At 62.2% G+C, this 23,843-nt stretch carries 20 protein-coding genes; 10 read left to right on the top strand and 10 right to left on the bottom strand.

Annotated features, from left to right (window positions below):
* Window positions 1-11: 11 nt before the first annotated feature.
* The 4 genes from GR138_RS17005 to GR138_RS16990 all read left to right on the top strand — a co-directional run bounded on the left by GR138_RS17005 (window position 12) and on the right by GR138_RS16990 (window position 4,237).
* Window positions 12-1,532: a Ppx/GppA family phosphatase gene (locus GR138_RS17005; RefSeq protein WP_160860442.1), complete on the top strand. Its 1,521-nt coding sequence runs from the start codon at window positions 12-14 to the stop codon at window positions 1,530-1,532.
* A gap of 8 nt (window positions 1,533-1,540) precedes the next feature.
* Window positions 1,541-2,125: a DUF922 domain-containing Zn-dependent protease gene (locus GR138_RS17000; RefSeq protein WP_160860441.1), complete on the top strand. Its 585-nt coding sequence runs from the start codon at window positions 1,541-1,543 to the stop codon at window positions 2,123-2,125.
* A gap of 117 nt (window positions 2,126-2,242) precedes the next feature.
* Window positions 2,243-3,121 carry a calcium-binding protein gene (locus tag GR138_RS30825; protein WP_160860440.1) on the top strand — a complete coding sequence of 293 codons (879 nt, stop codon included), beginning with the start codon at window positions 2,243-2,245 and terminating at the stop codon, window positions 3,119-3,121.
* 288 nt (window positions 3,122-3,409) lie between these two features.
* On the top strand, window positions 3,410-4,237 hold the full coding sequence (locus tag GR138_RS16990) for a calcium-binding protein (RefSeq protein WP_160860439.1): 828 nt from the start codon (window positions 3,410-3,412) through the stop codon (window positions 4,235-4,237).
* Between the two features lie 65 nt (window positions 4,238-4,302).
* Here the strand turns inward: GR138_RS16990 and GR138_RS16985 are convergent, their stop codons facing one another.
* Both GR138_RS16985 and GR138_RS16980 read right to left on the bottom strand, forming a co-directional pair.
* A complete protein-coding gene (locus GR138_RS16985; protein ID WP_160860438.1) occupies window positions 4,303-5,661 on the bottom strand; it encodes an esterase-like activity of phytase family protein in 1,359 nt (452 codons plus the stop codon).
* A gap of 96 nt (window positions 5,662-5,757) precedes the next feature.
* On the bottom strand, window positions 5,758-6,660 hold the full coding sequence (locus GR138_RS16980) for an AraC family transcriptional regulator (protein WP_246200542.1): 903 nt from the start codon (window positions 6,658-6,660) through the stop codon (window positions 5,758-5,760).
* Here GR138_RS16980 and GR138_RS16975 point away from each other — a divergent pair.
* Window positions 6,659-7,066, top strand: coding sequence for a DUF2000 family protein (locus GR138_RS16975; RefSeq protein ID WP_160860436.1), 408 nt, complete (start codon window positions 6,659-6,661; stop codon window positions 7,064-7,066). The genes GR138_RS16980 and GR138_RS16975 overlap by 2 nt on opposite strands.
* Before the next feature lie 258 nt (window positions 7,067-7,324).
* On the top strand, window positions 7,325-8,476 hold the full coding sequence (locus GR138_RS30890) for a calcium-binding protein (RefSeq protein WP_160860435.1): 1,152 nt from the start codon (window positions 7,325-7,327) through the stop codon (window positions 8,474-8,476).
* A gap of 38 nt (window positions 8,477-8,514) precedes the next feature.
* Here GR138_RS30890 and rnd read toward each other — a convergent pair whose 3' ends face one another.
* The 4 genes from rnd to GR138_RS16950 form a co-directional block, all read right to left on the bottom strand.
* Complete coding sequence (gene rnd, locus GR138_RS16965) at window positions 8,515-9,660, bottom strand: ribonuclease D (protein ID WP_160860709.1); 1,146 nt, start codon at window positions 9,658-9,660, stop codon at window positions 8,515-8,517.
* A gap of 96 nt (window positions 9,661-9,756) precedes the next feature.
* Window positions 9,757-11,142: a multicopper oxidase family protein gene (locus tag GR138_RS16960; protein ID WP_160860434.1), complete on the bottom strand. Its 1,386-nt coding sequence runs from the start codon at window positions 11,140-11,142 to the stop codon at window positions 9,757-9,759.
* An 82-nt stretch (window positions 11,143-11,224) separates the two neighbouring features.
* Entirely contained in the window at window positions 11,225-12,466 is a 1,242-nt protein-coding gene (locus tag GR138_RS16955) for an MFS transporter (RefSeq protein ID WP_160860433.1), read from the bottom strand.
* An 85-nt stretch (window positions 12,467-12,551) separates the two neighbouring features.
* The gene (locus tag GR138_RS16950) at window positions 12,552-13,469 is read right to left on the bottom strand and encodes a DUF6166 domain-containing protein (RefSeq protein WP_160860432.1); all 918 of its coding nucleotides are present in this window, start codon (window positions 13,467-13,469) and stop codon (window positions 12,552-12,554) included.
* 271 nt (window positions 13,470-13,740) lie between these two features.
* Here GR138_RS16950 and aspS point away from each other — a divergent pair, with 271 nt between their 5' ends.
* The 3 genes from aspS (at window position 13,741) to creD (ending at window position 17,596) form a co-directional block, all read left to right on the top strand.
* Window positions 13,741-15,531, top strand: a complete 1,791-nt coding sequence (gene aspS, locus GR138_RS16945) for an aspartate--tRNA ligase (RefSeq protein ID WP_160860431.1) — start codon at window positions 13,741-13,743, stop codon at window positions 15,529-15,531.
* Window positions 15,532-15,624: 93 nt separating this feature from the next.
* Complete coding sequence (locus GR138_RS16940) at window positions 15,625-15,951, top strand: DUF1236 domain-containing protein (RefSeq protein WP_160860430.1); 327 nt, start codon at window positions 15,625-15,627, stop codon at window positions 15,949-15,951.
* Window positions 15,952-16,141: 190 nt separating this feature from the next.
* Window positions 16,142-17,596 carry a cell envelope integrity protein CreD gene (gene creD / locus GR138_RS16935; protein WP_160860429.1) on the top strand — a complete coding sequence of 485 codons (1,455 nt, stop codon included), beginning with the start codon at window positions 16,142-16,144 and terminating at the stop codon, window positions 17,594-17,596.
* 73 nt (window positions 17,597-17,669) lie between these two features.
* On the opposite strand, the gene GR138_RS16930 is transcribed toward creD, so the two are convergent.
* Window positions 17,670-18,866: a hypothetical protein gene (locus GR138_RS16930; protein WP_160860428.1), complete on the bottom strand. Its 1,197-nt coding sequence runs from the start codon at window positions 18,864-18,866 to the stop codon at window positions 17,670-17,672.
* Between the two features lie 211 nt (window positions 18,867-19,077).
* Here GR138_RS16930 and parC point away from each other — a divergent pair, with 211 nt between their 5' ends.
* Complete coding sequence (parC, locus tag GR138_RS16925; RefSeq protein WP_160860427.1) at window positions 19,078-21,330, top strand: DNA topoisomerase IV subunit A; 2,253 nt, start codon at window positions 19,078-19,080, stop codon at window positions 21,328-21,330.
* Window positions 21,331-21,554: 224 nt separating this feature from the next.
* Here parC and GR138_RS16920 read toward each other — a convergent pair whose 3' ends face one another.
* The 3 genes from GR138_RS16920 to GR138_RS16910 all read right to left on the bottom strand — a co-directional run bounded on the left by GR138_RS16920 (window position 21,555) and on the right by GR138_RS16910 (window position 23,824).
* Window positions 21,555-22,472 (bottom strand): DMT family transporter, encoded by a 918-nt coding sequence (locus GR138_RS16920; protein ID WP_160860426.1) that lies wholly within the window; start codon window positions 22,470-22,472, stop codon window positions 21,555-21,557.
* Window positions 22,473-22,486: 14 nt separating this feature from the next.
* The gene (locus GR138_RS16915; RefSeq protein ID WP_160860425.1) at window positions 22,487-23,257 is read right to left on the bottom strand and encodes an arginyltransferase; all 771 of its coding nucleotides are present in this window, start codon (window positions 23,255-23,257) and stop codon (window positions 22,487-22,489) included.
* 102 nt (window positions 23,258-23,359) lie between these two features.
* Window positions 23,360-23,824, bottom strand: a complete 465-nt coding sequence (locus tag GR138_RS16910; RefSeq protein ID WP_069059194.1) for an RDD family protein — start codon at window positions 23,822-23,824, stop codon at window positions 23,360-23,362.
* Window positions 23,825-23,843 lie beyond the last annotated feature (19 nt).

Raw genomic sequence — 23,843 nt, 5'->3', positions numbered from 1 at the left:
ACTGGATATGCATGGTTGAATCTGAAGCCCAGGGGCGTTTGCCTGGAATTGCCCCGGTGTCAGTCGTGGATATCGGTTCGAACTCGATTCGCCTCGTCATCTACGAGGGAATGAGCCGCTCGCCGGCCATGCTGTTCAACGAGAAGGTCATGTGCGGGCTAGGCAAGGGTCTCGCAAAGACCGGCCGCATGGACCAGGCAAGCGTCGATCGTGCGCTCGCCTCATTGCACCGTTTCAAGGCCCTCTCGAAACAGGCCCGCGCCTCCACCATGTTCGCGCTCGCGACGGCGGCTGCGCGCGAGGCGGAAAACGGCCCCGATTTCATCCACCAGGCGGAAATGATCCTCGGCCAGAAGGTCCGCGTGCTTACGGGGGAGGAAGAGGCCTATTTCTCCGCGCTTGGCATCATCAGCGGCTTCCATGATCCGGATGGCATCGTCGGCGACCTCGGTGGCGGCTCGCTGGAACTGATCGACGTGGCCGGCGGTATGATCGGCAAGGGCATCACCCTGCCGCTCGGCGGTATCCGCCTGTCGGAAGCCTCCGGCGGTTCCGCCGCACAGGCCCGCATCGTTGCCCGCAAATATCTGCGCACCGCCAACCTGCTGAAGAACGGTACCGGCCGTGCCTTCTACGCCGTCGGCGGCACCTGGCGCTCCATCGGCAAGCTGCACATGGAGGTGCAGAACTATCCGCTGCACATGATGCAGGGCTACGAACTCGGCTTCGCCGACGCCATGGATTTCCTAACGGATATCGTCACCGCCAAGGACCCGAAGGATCCTGCCTATGCGGCGATCTCCAAGGGCCGCCGCAACCTGCTGCCCTTCGGCGCCGTCGCCATGCAGGAGACGATCGCCATCATGAAGCCGTCGCGGGTGTTCTTCTCCGCGCAGGGCGTGCGCGAAGGCTACCTCTATTCGCTGCTGCCCGACCGGGAAAAGGCGCGCGACCCGCTGCTCGCTGCGGCGAGCGAACTCGCCATCCTGCGCGCCCGCTCGCCGGAGCATGCCCGTGAGCTTGCCGAATGGACCGGCCGCATGATGCCGCTGTTCGGCGTCACCGAGACGGATGAGGAGCGCCGTTACCGCGAGGCCGCCTGCCTGCTGGCCGACATCAGCTGGCGCGCGCATCCGGATTATCGCGGTCTCCAGGCACTGAACCTCATCGCGCATGGTACGTTCATCGGCATCACCCATCCTGGCCGCGCCTTCATTGCGCTCACCAACTACTATCGCTTCGAAGGCCTCAACGACGATGCCGTCAGCAGTTCGCTGGCGGGCATCGCGACACCGCGCCTGCGTGAACTGGCAAAGCTCGTCGGTGGTCTGCTGCGCATCGTCTATCTGTTCTCCGCCTCGATGCCCGGCGTCGTGCCGCATCTCGTTTTCCGCAAGGCGGCGGGATCGGACGCGGATCTGGAACTGATCGTGCCGTCGGACTATTCCGAACTTGCCGGCGAACGCCTCGACGGCCGCCTCCAGCAGCTTGCCAGACTGACCGGCAAGAAGCTCGCTTTCCGCTTCCAGTGAGGCCCGGCATGCGGATCGTCTCCTTCCTCGCCGCCGTCTTCCTTGCGACAGGTGCCGCCGCGCAGGATTGGCAGGCGGTGGAGCGGGTCGAGCCCTATTCGGTGCAAGGCACGACGGGCCTGGAAATCTACCAGTCGATCGGCGCGCGCGGCCCGAAACTCGGTGTCGCCCGCGTCATCGCCCATACCGGCTTCAAGCTCACCTGGACGCGCAAATATGAGCGCCAGGGCGATGCCTGCGTGATTACGGTCAACAAGCCGAAGCTCATCATCACCTACACGCTGCCCAGGCTGAAATCGAAGCTTTCGGGGCCGCTGAAGGATCGTTGGGGGACCTTCATTTCCGGCGTGACGGCGCACGAAAAGGTGCATGGTGACTTCATCAAGGACATGGTGAAGGAGATCGAGGCGATGAGCGTCGGCATGACGGTCGAGAGCGATCCGAACTGCCGGAAAATCCGCCCCCAGCTCCAGGCCCGCCTCGGCGAACTCTCCCAGGCCCAGCGCGCCCGCAGCCGCGATTTCGACCAGGTCGAACTGAACGACGGCGGCAATGTACACCAGCTCGTCCTGCAACTGGTCGACCCGAGATAATTCACCGTCCAGGTCGCGACGGCAAAGAAACGCGCTTGTGTTTTTTCGTACTTGCTTGTTCAATCCGTGGTAGCGGAAATAGGCGCTGACGGCGCGTTCAGGGTTGGGGGGAATGACATGGCCATTTTGAAGCTGCAGGCTTTGGGCGGACGCGGAGTAAATACGGTGGATCTCGATATACGTCTGCTGGGCGATTACGATTTCGCGACGACGTCCACGACGAGCGCCAAGTTTTTCGACAACGGCAGCAACTACGCGCTCTTCACGGGCACAGGTTTCAAATATCTCAAGAGCGGCCCGTTCATCCAGGATATCACGGCCGGAACGGTCACGAAGTTTGACCTGGTTATCAGCGGCGTCAAGGTCTTCGCCTTCTCGGATGCCAATCTGTCGGCGGCCAAACTCTTCGATTTCTACATTGCCGGAAATCCTACCGGTGCGCGCAACTATGTCTTTGCAGGCAATGATACGATCACCGGCACGGGTTTTGCCGACGTGATTTCGAGCGGTGGCGGAAATGATGTCGTTTCGGGCGGAAGTGGCAATGATACCCTCTATGGCAACACCGGAAACGACACCCTGAATGGCGATGCCGGCAATGACGTGCTGCGTGGTGAGTCCGGCATCGACAAGCTGTACGGCGGCAAGGGCGCTGACAAGCTTTATGGCGGCGTGGGCGCGGACACCTTCATCTTCAAAGCCGCGAGCGAATCCACGGTCGCTTCCTCCGGCCGCGACAAGATCTTCGACTTCAGCCAGTCGGAAAAGGACCGGATCGATCTGAAATCCATCGACGCCAATACCAAGGTCGCGGGTGACCAGGCTTTCAAGTTCATTGGAACGGACGTGTTCCACAACAAGGCCGGCGAATTGCGCTATGAGAAGAAGTCCGGTGACACCTTCATCCACGGCGACACCAACGGCGACGGCAAGGCTGATTTCTCGATCGTTCTCGACCCAAGCGTTACCCTGAAGTCCGGCGATTTTCTTCTCTGAAGGATCCGTTGTCAGGACGGTGAGGGCGAATCCCGCCCTCATCCGCGTAAATCCGTCCGCCGTGTTTGCCGTGGTCCAACCACCCGCACGATTTTGAAACATGAGCCGTATTCGGACAGAGACCCAAGTGTTTGAAATTGCCGATATGTTCCGCTTTGGGGCAAGTTAATCACGCCGTGTGGTTTATGAAACGTAAACACACCGCTTTCATTGCTTTCTGCCGTTCTTCCGCTATCCAATCTTCCCAAACGACGGATTGACCCGTTGGAAAAACAGGAGAGATCAGGCATGGCAACCGTGAAGACGCAGCCCGTGGGAAACCAGGGCGTGAATTTTTCACTTCTCGATATTCGCGTTCTCGCCGGTTACGATCACTGGCAGCTGACGCCATCGAGCATCAAATTGCACGATGCAAGCGGTAGCAACTATGCGCTCTTCAGCGGCACGAATTTCTCGTTCAGGACGAACGGCAATACGATCGAGGACGTCCTGAACGGTACCGTCACGAAGCTCGATATCGGCCAGGGCGGCGTCAACCAGATTGCCTTCAGCGGCCTCAACCTTTCTGCCAAGGTGTTCTTCGACTACTTCATGGCCGCCGACACGAAGGGGGCGTGGGACTATCTGTTCTCCGGCAATGATACGATCACTGGCACTCAATATGCTGACTATCTCTTCGGCGGTGCCGGCAACGACGCCATTTTTGGCGGAGCTGGTAACGATGTGCTCGAAGGCAATATCGGTAACGATCAGCTTCGTGGCGGCATTGGTGCGGACAAGCTTGTCGGGGGTGCTGGTGCCGACACATTCGTCTTCAGGTCGATTGCAGAATCGACCGTGGGTGCATCCGGTCGTGACACGATCTCCGATTTCAGCCAGTCGGAGAAGGATCGCGTCAGCCTGTCGGTAATCGACGCTAACACCAAGATCGCCGGCGATCAGGCTTTCGCCTTTATAGGCGCGGAAAAGTTCCACAAGGTCGCTGGCGAACTGCGCTATGAAAAGGTGGGTGGCGACACCCTCATCCACGCCGACATGAACGGTGACGGCAATGCGGATTTCTCCATCCTGGTTGATGGCAGCATCGACTTCAAGGCGACTGACTTCATTCTCTGAGGTCTATCCGTGAGATGCAAAAAAGGGGCGGCACTGGCCGCCCCTTTCCTTTTATATTAGCCGGATCACTCGGCCTTCAGGAATTCGCTGACGTCCAGCAGCACGAATTCGTTGTCGTCGGCCTTGTCGAGCGCGCGGCCGGCCGAGAAGGGCAGGTTGTTGTCGTTGCCGACGATGATGTGCGTCTCGTCCACGCGGTCGACATTCTCGATCGTCACGAACGGCATGTCGTAGAAACCGTCACCGCCGCCCTGGCGCTTCTTGTTGTCCGGATCGGCGATCTTCAAGAGGTCGATATAGCCGATCTTGCGGACGGCCTTGCCGACATTGTCGTCGGTCATGGCGATCTTGTAGATGCGCTTGACCTTGGATGCGGTGGCGAAGCAATCCGGCTTGGGATCCTTCGGATCGGCGCAGGCCTTGTCGGCCGTGCCGGCGCCGTTGTCGCGCTCGATCACCAGGGCGGTGGTGGCGTCCAGCATGTTGAAGTCGCCGATCGCCTCGCCGCCTTCGACCAGCGGATAGAGCCAGCTGCGGCCCGTCCAGGCCTTGGAGGCAACATCGAGCTCGATGATGCGCAGCGCCGGGCGGCCGTCTGCCTGCTCGACGGATTCGTTATCGACCCAGAGCGGGCCTTCCAGCAGGCCGTAAAGCTTCGTGCCGTCCTTCGACAGGGCAAGTCCCTCATAACCGCCGGAGCGCTTTACGTTGAAGACAGGCATCTTCTTGGACGGGTCGGCCTGCACGGCGAGTGTCGGGTTGTCCGGCGAGGTGACCGGCTTGCCGTCGACTTGCGTTCCGATCACGTCGGTCAGCTTGCCGTCGAGGTCGAACTTCAGGATGTAGGGGCCAAATTCCTCGCCGATCCAGAAACCATCGGCAACCGGCTGGATGGACTCAACGTCGAAGTCGCCGCCCGTCAGGTAACGCTGGGCGGCACCTTCCATGACGATGGGGAAGGGTGCCTTCTTGTCCGGGTCGGACAGGAACACGGTCTTGACCGGCTCCATCGTGCCCTTGTCCCAGTCGAAGCGCACATTGTGGATCATCAGCATGGCGTCGGTCGAGTTCAGCTTGTTGCCGAAGCCGTTGTCGGAGAGCGTCCAGAACGTGCCGTCTTCCATGGTCTTGATGCCCGAAAAACCCTGCATCGGCTGGCCGTCGAACGGCAACGAAAGACCCGTTTCGCGCACGCCATCCTTGCCCATGACGGTGCCCAGCGCATCGACGCGCTTGCGGTCGGCGGTGGAAAACTTGCCGGAGGTCTTCAGGTAATCGGCGGCGTCGGCGGGGGCGGCGATGATCGTGTTGGCCGGAAGGATCGCGTGGGCCTTCAGCGTTGCCGGAAATTCCTTGTCGGCAGCCAACGCTGCGCTCGTCATCAGCAGCGAAAGGGCAGCGGTGGTGAAAAGATGTTTGGTCATAACAGGTCCCATGGTTCGGCAAATGATGCCCGTTGATAGGCGCCGCGCATGACTGCCGCTTGACAGTTCCTTGTCGCTTTCGTGACGGAGAGAGGGTTAGCGTGCGCGCCCGCCGGCGAGCGCCGCAAAGCGTCCCGGCGTCATGCCGAGCGCCTTCTTGAAATGGCGGTTGAGGTGCGCCTGGTCGGCAAAGCCGCTGGCAAAGGCGGCTTCGGCAAGGCTTTCGCCGGCGGCGATCAGACCCTTTGCCTGTTCCAGCCGACGCATGACGAGGTAGCGGTGCGGGCTGGTGCCGAGCACCTGGCGGAACTGCCGGGCGAGGGTGAAACGGTCGAGCCCCGTCACCGCCTCCAGCTCCGTCGAACTCACCTGCTGCGACAGGTTCTCCCGCAGGAAATCGCAGGCCTTCAGCACCTCCGCCCGCGCGAGCCGTCCCCGGCGGGCTTGCGGCACACCCGCATGATCGAGCAACGCGGCGGCGATCTCTTCGACCATCTCGTCCAGCTTGAGCGGCTCGATCGCCGCATCCATGCTGCCGATCGCTTCCAGCAGCAGCCGGGCCAGTCGTGGATCTGCGACGACCGGCGCGGCGACAAAGGGCAATGTGCGGCCGCGTTTGGCCGTCACCGGCAAAAAGCGCTCGGGCGGGATGTACATCATGCGGTAGGTCAGCCCGTCATCGGTGCCGGCGCCGCCGTCATGCATCTCGTCCGGGTGCAGGACGATCACGTTGCCGGGGAGGCTGAAGCGCGCTTCGCCGCGATAACGAAAGGTCTGGATGCCGGCCATGGTGACGCCGAGTGCATAGGTATCGTGCCGGTGCGGTTCGAAGCCCTTGCCGTGGAACCGCGCCTCGATGCGCTCGATGCCGGCAAGCTCCGGCGCGATGACGATGCGGTCCTTCTCCACGCACGAACGTTCAAGCGGCGCATCGAGCGCGCCTGCTACGGCATTGGCCGCGGAGTGGTCCGCAGCCTTTTTTCGGGAGTATACCTGCATGTTCGATACCAAGTTCGCCGTCATCCTGCGTGAGGATCTGGAGGTCTGGCAGAAGTTGAATGTCACCGCTTTCCTGTCGAGCGGCATCATTGGCCAGAAGCCGGAGCTGATCGGCGAAGCCTACCGCGATGCTGCGGGCAATGTCTATAATGCCTTGAGCGTCCAGCCGATCATCGTGCTCGCGTCCGACGGTGCGACCCTGTCGAAAATCCACGCACGTGCCCTGGAGCGCGAGGTCCCGGCCGCCGTCTACATCGAAGAGATGTTTTCCACCGGCCATGACGCCGCCAACCGTGCCGTCTTCGCCGCCTGCGGCCCAAGCGACGCCAAGATCGTCGGCATCGCACTGCACGCCGACAAGAAGACCGTCGATCGCATCACCAAGGGGGCAAAATTGCACGCTTGAGTTTGGCGAGGCGATGGAATGAACTTGATTTTTTAGAAAAAGCTTGTTCAATCGACGATGGAATATAGGGGCGCCGGGGGAGCCAACGCGACTTATTGTTCGTGAACACGAGTGGACGGGCAGCGGGACAGGCTGACTGTTCTGCTCATGCACGCAGCCGCGAATTGCTCCGGTGCCCTGATCAGACTTTCAGAACCAGACCCGGGGCAGAGGGCCTCCGGTGCGGTCTTGAACCATCGGGACAAGGGGGACTTGAACGTGAGCACCATTACTTCGAACATCAGCAGGACGCTGAACGGATCGACGGCATTTACGGTCGGAAGTGACACTTATACGTGGTCTGGCCGATGGCTGGACATGTTGTCGATATGGGCGCCCACCGACGCGCCGCTGCGCACGGTAAATCTGACGCTCAGCAGCAAGTCATGGGGTGCGGACGTGCTGCGCTTCGCCGGGAACGCCAGCGTGAACATCACCGATGCAACAACCGGCGTTGGCGATAGCGACCGCGTCTACATCAGCCATATTGCGCTCGGCACCAGCGCGACGAGCACAATCGTCCTGAAGAATGCCGAAGTGGAGACGCTGGTTGGCAGCGGCGCCTCCCAGAAGGTGACCATCGGCTACTGGGCGAGCTATATTGGTCTGAACCGGGGTGACGACACGGTGACCGTGGTCGGCAACGGTGAAGTCGGCAGCATGGACCTCGGCCGGGGCAACGACCGACTGACGACCACCGAAAATGCCTGGGTCGGATCTGCCTATACCGGGCGCGGCAATGACGTCGTTTCGCTTGGGGCGGGTGGCGCTCACTTCATCCACATGGGGCAGGATGCGGATATCATCAAAATCAGCGCCAACTCGCAGGGCGCGGTCCTGCATGGTGGCAATGGCATATCCGACGATCTGCCGGGTGCCAAGGATTCCGACACCGTCGACTTCTCGGCGTTCACCATAGGGGTGACCATCGATCTGAACGGCCGGCGCACCGTCGAGGGCACACACGGCGAGTTTGTTATCTCCAATTTCGAGAATGCAACGGGCGGCAAGGGCAAGGACACATTCATCGCCAATGATGTGGCCAATATCTTCAAGGGCGGCACCGCCGCCGATACCTTCGTTTTCGATACTAAGACGGCCGCTCATGGCGACAAGATTCTCGACTTCAGCCAGACGGAGAAGGACAGGATCGACGTCTCGGGCATGGATGCCAACTCGCTCGTGAGCGGCGAGCAGGCCTTCACCTTCATCGGCACCGCGGCCTTCAGCGACAAGGCAGGCCAGCTGCGCTACCAGCTTTCCTCGGGTGACACCATCATCCAGGGCGATATCAACGGCGATGGCGTCAGGGATTTCTCCATCATCCTCGACGCCAGCGTCGCTCTCAAGGTGGGTGATTTCATCCTCTGAGAAAAGGTTTCCCGAGAGGGCCGAGAGCCTCGGCCCTCTTACAGCTCCACCGCTTCGATCTTCTTGTCGACGAAGCGGAGCGCCACCTTGCCACCGATCAGGTTGAGGGCGGTGTCGCCGAAAAGCTCCCGGCGCCAGCCATGCAGGGCCGCGACATCGGCGGATTCGCCCTCGACGGCGATCTTTTCGAGATCGTCGGTGTTGGCGATGATCTTGGCGGCGACGCCCTCCCGCTCGGAAACGATCTTCAGCAGCACTTTCAGCATTTCGCTGGCGGCGGCGGCACCCTCCGGCACATGGTTCTGGCGGGGCAGGCGCGGCAGGTCGGCCTTGGGGATGGCCAGCGCCTCGCCGATCGCCTCCAGAAGCGCACCGCCCGATTGCGAGCGTTCCCACCCCTTCGGGATGGTGCGTAGGCGGCCGAGCGCCTCGGCATCGACGGGCTGCTGCTGGGCGATTTCGTAGATCGTATCGTCCTTCAGGATGCGCGAGCGCGGCACGTTGCGGGCGCGCGCCTCGCGTTCACGCCAGGCGGCGACCTTCTGCAGCACGGCAAGCTCGATCGGCTTCTTGACGCGCATCTTGAGCCGCCTCCAGGCGTCGTCCGGATGCAGGTCGTAGGTCTCGCGCGATTCGAGAACCGCCATTTCCTCGGTCAGCCACAGCGAGCGGCCGGCCTGTTCCAGTTTTTGCTTGAGGGTCAGATAGACATCGCGCAGGTGCGTCACGTCGGCCAGCGCATATTCGAGCTGCTTGTCGGTCAGCGGCCGGCGGCTCCAGTCGGTGAAGCGCGAGGACTTGTCGATATGCACGCCCTTGATCTTCTGCACGAGCTGGTCATAGGAGACGCTGTCGCCGAAGCCGCACACCATGGCGGCGACCTGGGTGTCGAAGATCGGGTGCGGAATGAGATTGCCGCGGTTGAAGATGATTTCGATGTCCTGCCGGGCGGCGTGGAAGACCTTCAGCACTGCCGTGTTGGCCATCAGTTCGAAGAACGGTGCCAGGTCGAGGCCCTTGGCGAGCGGATCGACGATGACCTCGAGTTCCGGGCCGGCAAGCTGAACCAGGCAGAGTTCCGGCCAGAAGGTCGTCTCCCGCAGGAATTCCGTATCGATCGTCAGATACTCGGAACGGGCGAGTGTCTCACAGGCTTCGGCGAGGGCTGCGGTGGTCTCGATGATCTGCATGGGCTCGGGCGGACTTTTCTCGAATTTTGGATCGGGCAGCTTTAGACGTTCCACGGTTTTGCCACAATCGAAAACTTGCCCGGTAAAACGTCAGGTTACGCGCACATAGCTCGTCATGCCGGTCTTCTGGTGTTCGATGATGTGGCAGTGGAACACCCAGTCGCCCGGATTGTCGGCAACGAGCGCAAGTTGCACCTTTTCGTCCGGCAGGATGAGATAGGTATCGGAAAAATGTGGGCGGATCGGCTGCTTGTTCGAGGTGAGCGGGCGGAAGGCCAGGCCATGCAGGTGGAGGGGATGCACCTGCGGCGTCGGGTTCTCGACATTGAAGATATAGGTCCGGCCGGTCTTCATCTCGGCGAGCGGCGCGGTCGGGTCGCCCGTATCGTCCGCCCACGGCACCTTGTTGATGGCCCAGAAATTATAGCCGAGCGAGCCGCAGATGCCGTCCTTCGGCCGTTCCTCCGCCGAGGCGCTGAGGATGAAGGGGATTTCGGTCGCCGCCGCCAGGTCCGGCTCGGGCAGGGGATTGGCGGCAAGTGCCGGCAGGTCGCCGATGTTGCGCTTCAATGAGGCGCCGACCGCGCGGAACGTTGCGAGTGTGGCGGGCTTGGTGCCGCGCAGGTCCTTCAACGTCGCGATGGCGCCCTCCGTGTCGGGCATGCGCAAGGCGAGGTCGAGGCGCTGGCCGGGGCCGATCATCAGGTGATCGAGCACAAACCGGTCCGCCACCGGATTGCCGTCGAGCGCGATGACCTGTGCCTCGGCGCCTTCGACCGAAAGCGCGAGGATGCGCGTGACGTCCGTCGCCGCAAGCCGCAGGCGCATCAACCCGCCGGCCGGCGCGTCATATTGCGGCGATTGCCGCCAGTTGGCGGTGCGCACGGTGCCGAACGTGCCGGCGCGGGCGGCATCGCGCGGCTTGAACTGGGCGATGAACTGTCCGTCGCCGCCGAGCCGCCAGTCGCGCAGGTTGAGCACGATTTCGGCATCGAAGACGGGATCATCAGGATCTTCCACGACGATCACGCCGGTCAGGCCGCGGCCGATCTGTTCCAGCGTGTTGCAATGGGGGTGATACCAGAAGGTGCCGGCATCGGGCGGCGTGAAGGCATAATCGAAGCTGTCGCCGCCATAGACATAGGGCTGCGTCAGGAAGGGCACGCCGTCCATCCTGTTGTCGATGCGCAGGCCATGCCAGTGCACGGTCGTCGGTTCGTCGAGCCTGTTGTCGAGGCGCAGCGAAAAGGCCGCGCCGCGCCGCATGCGCAGCACCGGCGGCATCTCGCCCTCGCCATAGGTCATGATTCCCTTCGTCGGCCCCTTGTCGGTGATCATCGCCTCACTGCTTCGGGCGACGAGCGTCGTTGCCGCCTGCGCCTTTGCCGGCCCGTTGATGCGGCCTGCAAGGCCGATGCCTCCGGCATAGGCTCCGGCGACGAGTGCGCCCTTCATCAGCGTGCGGCGATTCAGCATGGCGTCCCTCCGGTGCATCATCCGCTTCTAAACCTGACGGCAAGGCTCAGCAATAACCGGCCCTTGACCAGATTGCCGCAGTTCAGGGCTTGCCGTTGCGGTCCTTTTCCGATGCGGCAAGCTTGTTGAAGAAGAAGGAGGTGCGCAGCAGATTGCGGAAACGGCTGTGCCGCGCCCCGGTGGGCACCGCCGGCCGCGCGCTCATGCGCAGCGCCGTATAGCCCATGAAGGCGACGAGGATGACGGCCGTATAGAGGAAAAGCGCCTGCGGCCCGAAGAACTGCAGCAGCACCGAGGCGAAGAGCGGGCCGATGATCGCCCCGCACGACCAGAAGAACAGCATGCCGGCGGAAACCAGCGCATGTTCGCCTTCGCCCGCATGATCGTTGGCATGCGCCGAGCAGAGCGAATAGAGCGGCATGGCGAAGGCGCCGAAGACGAAGATGCCGATCAGGTTCTTCACCTCGTCGCCGCCGGCGAAAAACGCCAGGTAGAGTGCTGCGAAGGCCGAGCCGAGGGTCGCAAGCAGGATGATCAGCCGCCGGTCCAGTCGGTCGGAATAGATGCCGAGCGGATATTGCAGCACGACGCCGCCGACGATGCCGGCACTCATGAAACTCGCGATCGCCGTGACGGAAAGCCCGATATCATGGGCATAGATCGGCCCGAGATTGCGGAAGGAGGCATTGGTGAGCCCGACGACGATGCAGCCGACGGTCGCGAGCGGCGAGATGTTCCAGAGTTTCTTGACGTCGAAGCGGATCGCCTCCGGCACGGTCGGGCTGGAGCGGTCGGCCAGCGAAATCGGCACGAGCGAGAGCGACAGCGCCATGGCGACGATGGCAAACAGCTCGAAGCCGCCGATGCCGATGCCCGGAATGAGATATTGCGCCGCCGTCACCGAGCCGAGGTCGACGAGACGGTAGACGGAGAGCGTGCGCGCCCGGTTGGCATTGGTGACGGAGGCGTTCAGCCAGCTCTCGACGGTGGCAAACAGGCTCGCAAAACAGATGCCGGCGACAAGCCGCATCACGAGCCAGAAGATCGGATCGATCACCAGCACCATGGCAATGGCCGATGCCGAGGCGATCGCCGCCATGGCCGAAAACGTCCTGATATGCCCGATCGCCCGCAGCACCCGCGTCACATAGATGCAGCCGATCGCAAAGCCGATGCTGTAGCCCGCCCCGACAAAGCCGATGACGGAGGTCGAAAACCCCTCCTGCGAGGCGCGCAGCGCAATGAACGTGCCCTGAAGGCCATTGCCCCCGATAAGAATGCCGGCGGTGACGAGAAGGGGAATCAGGGGGCGAATCGTGGACATGCCGGCACTATGGCGGAGGATTTTTGGAATGGGAGGGGGCAAATGGAAAAGGTAGGTATGCCAGCAGGCCTCCTCTCCGTGAGCGTCAGATCAGGCCTGAAAGAGCGGCCTCAATTTGTTCGCCGATGACGACGTGGTCGCGATCTTTGTCGAGCTTTGCAACGACCTTCAAAAGGAAGGCCATCTGCTGCTCGTGGGTGGGCGCAGCGTCCCAACCAAGATAGTGAGCAAGAATGCTCATCGCCAGCAATTTCGAGCCTTCTCCCTTGCCACCCCAATTCCACGTGCCCGTGGTTTGAAAGAGATCCCAGCGCGCATCTAGCGGGCGGGTGACGGAGTTGTTGGCTGAACGCGCAAAGACCACACGTTCGTCGTCGTCTTCCGGGCGAATAGGTGTGCATGGCAGGGAAATCCGCATGAGAAGGTACTCGGTACGGAGCTCCCGTGCGTTGGAACTTGACCTCATACGCAGCGGCAGGGTGACCTTTTCGAAGTACTCGGTCGTGCAACGGTCATGGTACGCTTCCATGCCGCTGTGCATGAGCGTGATGATCTGTTCAATGGTTCGCTCTCGAAACTCGCTCCTATCGTTCTCGGCGGTGAGTGAGAACCGTTTTAGTCCGTTCTCACCGGTCGGAAGGCTGATGACCTCCTCCGCCGTCAGAAAATATTTGATGTGTTCGCCGTGCTCGTCGTCCGTGTGGAGGAACAGAAAGAAATTCGACCGCGCTCCACCATCATCGATTGCGTACGATGGGTTGACGTAGACAGTCGTGCCGCGTTCGAAGAATTTCGCCTGAACGACCGCGAAGGTCGGAATGCCCTTCGCCCTTTCCCTCTCGTGTTCGACCGACTGTATGGGGAGGCCAAGGACGAAATCGGCGCCATCACTGTCGACGCTTTTTTTGAGTACGAGGAAATGGCGTGCCACAATGCCGGCCGTTCTTTTTTCTCCAACATAGCCGTTGGATTGGCGAAGCGCGTTGGCGTCCAAATGTCTCATGAGATGATGCTTTTACCTAGCGGCGAGTATGGCGTGAATGTCGACGTGGTTTGCCACAGGCTACTTTCTAGGCCGTGAACATTCGGCTGTAGATTTCGCGGCACCTCTGCCGTGTCTTGCCGGATGATCCGAAAGACACGGCAGAGGGCTACCTGCCCAAAGCCGCCAAGCCTTGACAAATCGGCCCTACCATGCGCTTTTCCGCCCGATTTTTCTTGGTCGCTGCGCCGGGTTCTTCTCGCGCGGCCTTTCAGCATTTCAGGATACCACGATGCACCCTTACCGCAGCCACACCTGCGCCGCTCTCCGCAAGTCCGATGTCGGCGGCACTGTCCGCCTTTCCGGCTGGGTTCACCGCGTTCGAGATCATGGCGGCGTGCTCTTCATCGACCTGCGTGACCACTACGGCATCACCCAGGTCGTCGCCGATCCGGACAGCCCGGCCTTCAAGATGGCCGAGACGGTGCGTGGCGAATGGGTGATCCGCATCGACGGTCGCGTCAAGGCGCGCACCGAGGAGACCGTCAACAAGACCATGCCGACCGGCGAGATCGAGCTTTACGCGCTGGAAATCGAAGTGCTTTCGGCCGCCAAGGAATTGCCGCTGCCGGTGTTCGGCGAGCCGGATTACCCGGAAGACGTGCGCCTCAAGTACCGCTTCCTCGACCTGCGCCGCGAGACGCTGCACAAGAACATCGTCAAGCGTACGCAGATCATCTCCTCCATGCGCAAGGGCATGGGCGAGGCGGGTTTTGCCGAATACACGACGCCGATCTTGACCGCCTCCTCGCCGGAGGGTGCGCGCGACTTCCTCGTGCCGTCGCGCATCCATGAAGGCAAGTTCTTCGCGCTGCCGCAGGCACCGCAGCAGTACAAGCAGCTGCTGATGGTTGCGGGTTTCGACCGTTACTTCCAGATCGCGCCGTGCTTCCGCGACGAGGACCCGCGCGCCGACCGCCTGCCGGGCGAATTCTACCAGCTCGACGTCGAGATGAGCTTCGTTACCCAGGAAGACGTCTGGGACACGATGGAGCCGATGATGACGGCCGTCTTCGAGGAGTTTGCCGAAGGCAAGCCGGTGACGAAGAACTGGCCGCGCATTCCCTATGACGAGGCGATCCGCAAATACGGCTCCGACAAGCCGGACCTGCGCAACCCGATCGTCATGGAAGCGGTGACGGACCATTTTGCCGGCTCCGGCTTCAAGGTCTTCGCCAACATGATCGCATCGAACCCGAAGGTGCAGGTCTGGGCGATCCCTGCCCGGACCGGCGGCTCGCGCGCCTTCTGCGACCGCATGAACGCCTGGGCGCAGAGCCAGGGCCAGCCGGGCCTCGGCTATATCTTCTGGCGCAAGGAAGCCGACAAGATCGAGGGCGCCGGCCCGCTGGCGAAAAACATCGGCGAGGAGCGCACGGAAGCCATCCGCACGCAGCTCGGCCTCGATGACGGCGATGCCTGCTTCTTCGTCGCCGGCGATCCGGCAAAGTTCTACAAGTTCGCCGGCGAAGCCCGCACCCGCGCCGGCGAGGAGCTGAACCTCGTCGATCGCGATCGTTACGACTTCTGCTGGATCGTCGACTTCCCGTTCTACGAATACAACGAAGACGAAAAGAAGATCGACTTCGCGCACAACCCCTTCTCCATGCCGCAGGGCGGCATCGAGGCGTTCGACAGCAAGGACCCGCTGGACCTCAAGGCCTACCAGTACGACGCGGTCTGCAACGGCTTCGAAATCGCCTCGGGCTCGATCCGTAACCAGTCGCCGGACCTGATGGTCAAGGCGTTCGAGAAGGTCGGCCTCAGCCAGGCGGACGTGGAAGAGCGTTTTGGCGGCCTCTACCGCGCGTTCCAGTACGGTGCGCCGCCGCACGGCGGTTGCGCTTTCGGTATCGACCGTGTCGTCATGCTGCTCGTCGGCGCAAAGAACCTGCGCGAGATTTCGATCTTCCCGATGAACCAGCAGGCGCAGGATCTGCTGATGAATGCGCCGAGCCCGGCGACGCCGGCGCAGCTGCGCGAACTGGCGTTGCGCGTCGTGCCGACGCAGAAAAAGGACTGATCGCCCGACCGGGCGGAAGCCACTTGGTTTCCGCCCGTCGGAACACTTGCCCGGTCCGGCCGTTCTCTTCCCGTCAAGCAGAGGAGAATGAACATGCGAAACAAAATCATCCTTGCCACGGCAGCCCTCATGACGCTGTCCACCGCCGCCTATGCCCAGAGCACGGTCATCGTCGAGGAAACCGATCCGGTCATGACCGAATCGACCGTGGTCGTGCCGGGTGAAGTCCGCACCTATGTGCTGGAGCAGCAGGTTCCGTCCGTCGCCTATGAGGGTGATGTGCTGATCGGCAAGGTCATCCCCGACACCGTGGAAGTTCACCCGGTTGATGGTTACAATGACTATGCCTACACCGTCGTCAACGAACGCCGGGTCATCGTGAACCCGCAGACCCGCACGGTCGTCCAGGTTCTGGAATAGTCCGCACAGACATGGCGAGAACCCGGCGCGTCGCGTCGGGTTCAGCCGCAAGCGTCGGCTTTTGCGAAAAGACGCCACAAAGCCGTGAATTCGCCGCCAGTCGATCCCAATTCCGCGCGCAATCAGTCGAAATGCACCCCTAGCGTGAAGCTGCCTTACAATGGCGTTTCAAAGACTGGAGGGACTTTCAATGACAGAGACGGAATCGGGCGATCCCATCGCCGCCACCTCATCCCGGCATTTCCACTATCCAGAGACCCGCGGCCAGGAGACGCGTGGCAACGTCGCCGCCTTCCTGCGCTCGCCCGGTGTCAAGTTCATCATGATCGGCATCATCTCGGTGGCGCTGCTCGTTCCGCTGCTGCTCGTCTGGGGCCTGACGGAGGAGCGCGCGCAAAGGGCAACGGATGTGTCGCGCCGCATCGCCAACGGCTGGGGCGGCGAACAGGCGATCAATGGGCCTTATCTTGCCGTACCCTTCGAGGTGCAGCGCAGCCGCGAAGTGGATGGACGCACGATCGTCGAGCAGACGACCGAATGGGCGCTCGTCATGCCGGAAACGCTGGACGTCACCGCGGATCTGAAGGCAGAGGAGCGCCGGCTGTCGATCTATGCGCTGCCGGTCTACAATGGTGCGCTGGCGCTGAAGGGCCGCTTCGGCAGCAACATCCTTGAGGATCTCGCACAATTCGCCGGCACGCCGCAGCTCGACCGCGCCATCCTCGTGCTCAACATCAACGACATTACCGGCATCCGCTCCGATGCCGGCGTGAAGATCGACAATGGTGCCGTGCGGCCGTTCGATCCGGGCATGCGGCAGATTTCCGCCATGACCGTTGCCGGTACCGATGGCTATGCCACACCGCGGTCCAGCGCCGGCGTGCACCGGCCGATCGAACGGCCGCTCGTCGAACGCGGCTTTGCCTTCGAGATCGCCCTGTCGCTCAACGGCTCGCGCAGCTTTGCCGTGGCACCGGCCGGCCAGACGACGAGTTTCGCGGCGAAGGCCAATTGGCCACATCCGGGCTTCGAAGGTCTCTTCCTGCCGGAGCACAAGACGATCACGGCCACGGATTTCTCCGCCAAGTGGACGATCCCCTATCTCGCCCGCGGCATCGACCGGGTCGCGGCCGGTTCGACGCTGCCGCTGTCGGGAAGCATGATGTCGATCAACCTCGTCGAGCCAGTCCAGTTCTACCAGGTCATCTCCCGCACGCTGAAATACTCGATCGGCTTCATCTCGCTCGTCTTCCTCGCCGTCTTCGTCGTCGAGCTGAAGGGCGGCCGCATGGTGCACTGGATCCAGTATGTGCTGACGGGCCTGGCGCTGATCGTCTTCTACGTGCTGCTGCTGGCACTGGCGGAACATACCGGCTTCACCATTGCCTACATCGTCGCCGCCCTTGCTACGACGCTGTTGATCGCAGCTTATCTCGGCAGCGCGACGGGGAGCCGCAAGAACGGGCTGTCGCTCGGTGCCGTGCTGCTGTCCGCCTATGGCGTGATGTATCTCGTGCTCCGGGAGGACGAATATGCACTGCTCGCTGGCGCGCTGATTTCCTTCGTCACCATCGCGGCCACCATGTATGCGACGCGCCGCGTCGAGTGGTCGGCGCCGGTACCGGAGGCGGCAGACGCCCGCTGACGAGCGTCACCTCAAAAGCAGAAAGCCCGGAGCGACGCTCCGGGCTTTCTTTTCAGGCAAATTGCCGAACGGCTTACATCTCGTCGTTTGCCGTGACGGTGACGCCCAGCACCTGCGGGATGGTCTGCGGTGCGCCCATGGCGGCGCCCATGATCATCGGGAACGGAACGGGTTCCTTCGGCTCGGCGCTGATCGTCAGGCTCTTCGGGTCGTCGAGATAGGTGTTGACGGCGGCCGAGATCTGGTTCTGCAGGTCAGGCATGTTGAGCTGGGCGATCATGATCGGAACCAGACCCTTCAGCGACTGGGCCATCTGGTCGCCCGTGACACCCTGTTCGCCACCGGCATAGTCGAGCAGCTTCTTGGTGATCGAGGCGTCCTCGTAGGAAATCGTGGCGCTATTGAAGGTCAACTGCTGGACGAGGCCCATCATGGACATGCCCATAGCAGCGTTGGCTTCTTCCTTGTTCGGGTTGGCTTCGGCGGCCTTCATGGCTTCCTGGATGCCCTTCACGAAGTCGAGCGTGTAGCCGGAGATTTCCAGCCCGATGTTGAGCCGGCCGACATCCTTGAAGTCGAAGGCATATTCATCGACGGCCATCTTGCCGCTCGCCAGTTCCCAGCTGCCGGACATGGAAACCTTGCCTTCCAGCGTCTGCATGTTGAGCTTGGTCAGCGCGTCCTTGGTCTTCGGGTCCTCGACGGCAGTCAGGTCGGCCTTGAGGTCGGACACGGTCGCGTCGAATTCGAGGCCGGCATCGGCGTCCATGCGCGTGATGTTCGCCTCCATGCCGGACATGGAGAAGACTTCCTTGCCCTTGGCGGTGACGCTGACCGGGCCGGCGGTGGCCGATTCGTACATCACCAGCGAGTCGAGCGTGCCGGAAACGACCGTGCCGGGAATGGCGACGCCATTCAGCGCGATATCCTTGGCGGAGACCGATGTGTCGCCTTCCGTTGTGTTGATGTCCTGGAAGGCGATGGTTTCGATCGTGTAGCCGCCTTTGCCATCTTCCTCGACGCCGTCCATGGTGACGGTGCCGAGCTTGATCGGCGCTTCGGCACCGGTCGCCTTCATCTCGGTGCCTTCGAGGGTGACGGTCGAGCCGTCGACGGCGACGTTCGACGAGCTGACGGTGACGCCGCTCGTGGCATAGGTGGCATTCAGCTTGGCCAGCAGATCCGCGCCATCGAGGGCGAATGCAGGGCTTGCCAGGGTGGCGAGCGCGGCGCCGGCGAGGAGAGTGCGGAAATGGGAGGTGCGCATCATGAATTGGCTCTCTTTCTGGATTTTTGGACGGCTGCCTTGCCGTTTACCGCTCATAGACGTGCGGTGCGGCGACTATATTCGGGTCGGAGTAACTTTCCATGGAATTCTCGATCCCGGACGGTATTTTCGCGGCAGGCTTTACAAACTGCTATCCACAGCTGGATCGCCCGGATTCCTTGCCGCGAATCGGTTGGGCCGTTAGTCAAGTGGCATGGGACAAAACACTTTGCCGCCGGATGGCGGAGACGACAACATCCTGCCGGTCGACCTCAAGGCGGCGCTGGAAGAGCGCTACCTTGCCTATGCGCTGTCGACCATCACCCAACGCGCGCTGCCGGATGTCCGCGACGGTCTGAAGCCGGTGCATCGGCGCATCATCCACGCGATGAGTGAAATGGGCCTGCGGTCCAATTCCTCCTTCAAGAAGTGCGCCCGTATCGTCGGCGACGTCATCGGTAAGTTCCACCCGCACGGCGACCAGTCGGTCTACGATGCGCTGGTGCGCCTCGCTCAGGATTTTTCGCAGCGCTACCCGATCGTCGACGGCCAGGGCAATTTCGGCAACATCGATGGCGATAATGCGGCCGCCTACCGATACACCGAAGCGCGCATGACGGATGTCGCGACGCTGCTGCTCGAAGGCATTGACCAGGACGCCGTCGATTTCCGTCCGACCTACAACGAAGAGGACGAAGAGCCGGTCGTCCTGCCGGGCGCCTTCCCGAATCTGCTGGCGAACGGGTCGTCCGGCATCGCCGTCGGCATGGCGACGTCCATTCCCTCGCACAATGCGCATGAACTCTGCGACGCGGCGCTGCATCTGATCCGTCAACCTGACGCGCCGGTGGAAAAGCTCGTCGAATTCGTGCAGGGCCCGGACCTGCCGACCGGCGGCATCATCATCGACAGCCGCGAGAGCATCCTTGAGGCCTACCGGACAGGGCGCGGCGGTTTCCGCGTGCGCGCCAAATGGCAGACCGAGGATCTCGGGCGCGGCGGCTATCAGATCGTCGTCACCGAAATTCCCTATCAGGTGCAGAAGTCGCGGCTGATCGAGAAGATCGCCGAGCTGCTGATTGCCCGCAAGCTGCCGCTGCTCGAGGATATCAGGGACGAATCGGCCGAAGATGTGCGCATCGTGCTGGTGCCGAAGAGCCGCACCGTCGATCCGACGATCCTGATGGAATCGCTGTTCAAGCTTTCGGAGCTGGAAAACCGTATTCCCCTCAACATGAACGTGCTGTCCATGGGCCGCGTGCCGCGTGTCATGGGTCTGAGGGACGTGCTGGTCGAGTGGCTCGCCCACCGGCGCGAGGTGCTCCAGCGCCGCTCGCGCCACCGGCTCGCTGCGATCGACCGCCGGCTCGAAATCCTCGGCGGCTATCTCGTCGCCTATCTCAACCTCGACGAGGTGATCCGCATCATCCGCGAGGAAGATGAGCCGAAGGTCTCCCTGATGGAGACCTTCTCGCTGACGGATGTTCAGGCTGAAGCCATCCTCAACATGCGCCTGCGCTCCTTGCGCAAGCTGGAGGAATTCGAGATCCGCACCGAATTCGACACCCTGTCGAAGGAGAAAGCGGAGATCGAGGCGCTGCTCGCTTCCGACGAGAAACAGTGGCAGACCGTCGCCTGGGAAATCGGCGAGGTCCGCAAGAAGTTCGCCAAGGCGACCGAGCTCGGCCGCCGCCGCACGCAGTTCGCAAGCGCGCCGGAAGCCGATGTCGAGGCGATCCAGCAGGCCATGATCGAGAAGGAGCCGGTGACGGTCGTCATCTCGGAGAAGGGCTGGATCCGCGCGCTGAAGGGCCATATGACCGATACGTCCGGCCTCCAGTTCAAGGAAGGCGATGCGCTCAAGGTGGCCTTCCCGGCGCAGACGACGGACAAGGTGCTGATCGTCACGACGGGCGGCAAGGTCTTCACCCTCGGCGCGGACAAGCTGCCGGGTGGCCGCGGCCATGGCGAGCCGCTGCGCATCATGGTCGACATGGAAAACGACCAGGCCGTGCTGACCGCTTTCGTGCACGACGCGTCGCGCAAGGTCGTCATCGCCTCGCAGGCCGGCAACGGATTCATCGTTTCGGAAACCGACATGGTCGCCAATACCCGCAAGGGCAAGCAGGTGATGAATGTCGGCATGCCCGACGAGGCGAAGCTCGTGGTGCCGGTGCGCGGCGATCACGTCGCGGTCGTTGGCGAGAACCGCAAGATGCTCGTCTTCCCGCTCGCGCAACTGCCGGAAATGTCGCGCGGCAAGGGCGTGCGCCTGCAGCGCTACAAGGACGGCGGCATATCCGACCTGCGCTGCTTCGCGCTCGCCGACGGCCTCACCTGGGACGACAGCGCCGGCCGCAACTTCGTGCGCACCAAGGACGAGCTCGCCGAATGGCTCGCCGACCGCGCGACGGCCGGCCGCACCGTGCCGAAGGGCTTTCCGCGGAGCGGCAAATTCGGCGGCTGATCAGCCGGAATAGGGGATGCTGACGTCGCGCAGGAAGCGCGTCGTCAGCCTTTTGCGAGTTCCCGAAGTGCCTCTTTGTACTTCTGCGCCCCCAAACGGGCCGCTTGCAACTGTCTCGCCATATCTTCGTCGCAAGGCGGCGGTTCATCTCGCTTTTCGTCTTTTTGCGTCATAATGGTTCGAAGCTCCGTGCGCGCTCTGGCTGCTTGAGAGATTCTATCATTTCACCCCGTAAACGGAAACTCGGCCGCCGCGTTGCTTTCCCTGGCGGCGCGGGCTTTCGAGCGCATTTGCCAGAAGGAATGGGCAAGCAGCGCGAGGATGAGGATGGAGCCGCCAATGAGTGTTTGCGTGGTGGGTGTCTCGGCAAAGGCGATCCAGACCCAGATGGGGGCGAGCACCGTTTCGAGCAGGTAGAACATGCCGACTTCCGGCGCCGACAGGTAGCGCGGACCCGTCGCCAGGCACCAGAAGGCGAGCGGGATCATGATGAGCCCGTTGAACAGGATGAAGCCGGGGGAGGCGACCTGGAAACCGGTGTTGGGCAGCAGGATCAGCGCGGCAATGCCCGGGAAGATCGCCGTGATGAGCGGCACGAAGCCCATGTCCCGGCCGCTCTTTCGGCTGAGCGTGATGGCGGATGCAAGCAGAAAAGCCGTGCAGGCCGCCATGGCGTCGCCGAAGATGTTGCCGCTGGCAAGCCCGTCCTGCACGATCAGCGCGACACCTGCGACCATCGCCGCCATGGTGGCGAAGGTGGCGTTCGACGGCCGCTCGCCGAGGAAGATCCAGGAGAGGATCGCCGCGAACATCGAGGTGAAGGCGAGGATGAACACGACGTTCGCGGTCGTCGTGTTGAACACCGCCAGCATGTAGGTCAGCGACACGACGCCGTAGAGAATCCCGGCCAGCACACCGACAGGGCCGGGGATCAGCGTCACGCGCTTGCCGAGCGCAAAACGGATGACGGCCCAGGCGGCGAGCGCCGTCACGAAGGTGGCTATGCTGCGGGTGGCGAGCACCGACCAGACCTCGCCATGGGCGGAGCGGATCAGCGGGATGTCGAAGGAGAGGGCGAGGCCGCCGATGGCGGTGATGAGAAGGCCCTTGCGGTGAAGGGCGGGATCATTCGTCTGGGACAAGGCGGGGGTCGATTCTACGGCTGGGTTTCGCTTTCTTCCCCATCATAGCGCTCCCAACCGCGCGGCATCAGGTGTTCCTGCGGCAAAAACTTTGTTTTGTAGTCCATTTTGCGCGAACCCTTGACCCAATAGCCGAGATAGACGTGCGGCAGGCCCAACGCCTTGGCGCGACGAATATGGTCGAGGATCATGAAGGTGCCGAACGAGCGGTCGGTGCGCTCCGGATTGTAGAAGGAATAGACCATCGACAGCCCGTCGCCCATGCGGTCGGTGAGCGCCACGGCCAGCAGCTCACCCTGCGGTCGTTCGTGCAGGCCGGAGCCTTCCTCGCGCAGGCGGTATTCGATGATCTTCGTGTTGACGTGGGTGTCTTCCACCATCATCGCGTAGTCGAGCACCGACATGTCCGACATGCCGCCCTTCTGGTGACGGGCATCGAGATAGTGGCGGAAGAGGGAATACTGCTCGCTCGACGGCTCGGCCGGATATTCGTAGGCGATGAGATCGGCATTTGTCGCGAGCACCCGGCGCATGGAACGGCGCGGTTTGAACTCGTTGACGAGGATGCGCACGGAGATGCAGGCGCGGCACGTCTCGCAGGCCGGGCGGTAGGCGATGTTCTGCGAGCGGCGAAAACCGCCCTGGGTGAGAAGATCGTTCAGCTCCGGCGCGCGCTCGCCCACCAGATGGGTAAACACCTTCCTTTCCATCTCCTGCGGCAGATAGGGGCAAGCCGCCGGCGCGGTGAGATAGAACTGCGGAGAGGATGTTGCCTGCGTATTCATGGGCCGTGAGGCGACTCCGTCTGTGACACTTCCATGCCAATACCATGGCCTAGATCAAAAAAAGGTCAACTGGAGGATTTCGCCCGTCCGTTTTGGCTGTTGTCAATAACGGTCGCGGCGAACCACCACGGTGCCGAGCAGCAGGTCGTGCAACAGGCGGCCACGATCGGTGAACAGGCCGACGAGCACGACGAACGGCGTCAGCAGCGCATTGCCGATCCAGAAGAGCACGAGGTGCACGATCGCCGTCAGGAAATCCACGGGGCGACCATCGACGCGGGCCAGCGCAAGACCCATGACGTTCATGCCGGCGCTCGCCTGGCTGGGGCCACCCATGGTCAGGCCGAAATAGAGCATGGCGACGATGGCGAAAAGCGCGGGATACAAGAAGAAACCGAGGCCGAGCGTCAGGATGCCGAGGAAGAAGACCACGACAGCGGCCGGAATCCAGAGCAGTGCGACGATCGCATAGTCGATCAGAAACGCGAAGATACGGCGCGACAGCACGCCACGATAGGCCTGCCAGTCCGTCGTCGGAACCCGCGTTTCGTTGAAATCGGCACTCATCTCGTTGTCTCCCGAATGG

Origin of the sequence: Shinella kummerowiae (assembly GCF_009827055.1) — a bacterium.
GTDB lineage: Bacteria > Pseudomonadota > Alphaproteobacteria > Rhizobiales > Rhizobiaceae > Shinella > Shinella kummerowiae.
Note: the sequence above shows the minus strand (reverse complement) of the source record. Positions and strands in the feature narration are given on the sequence as shown.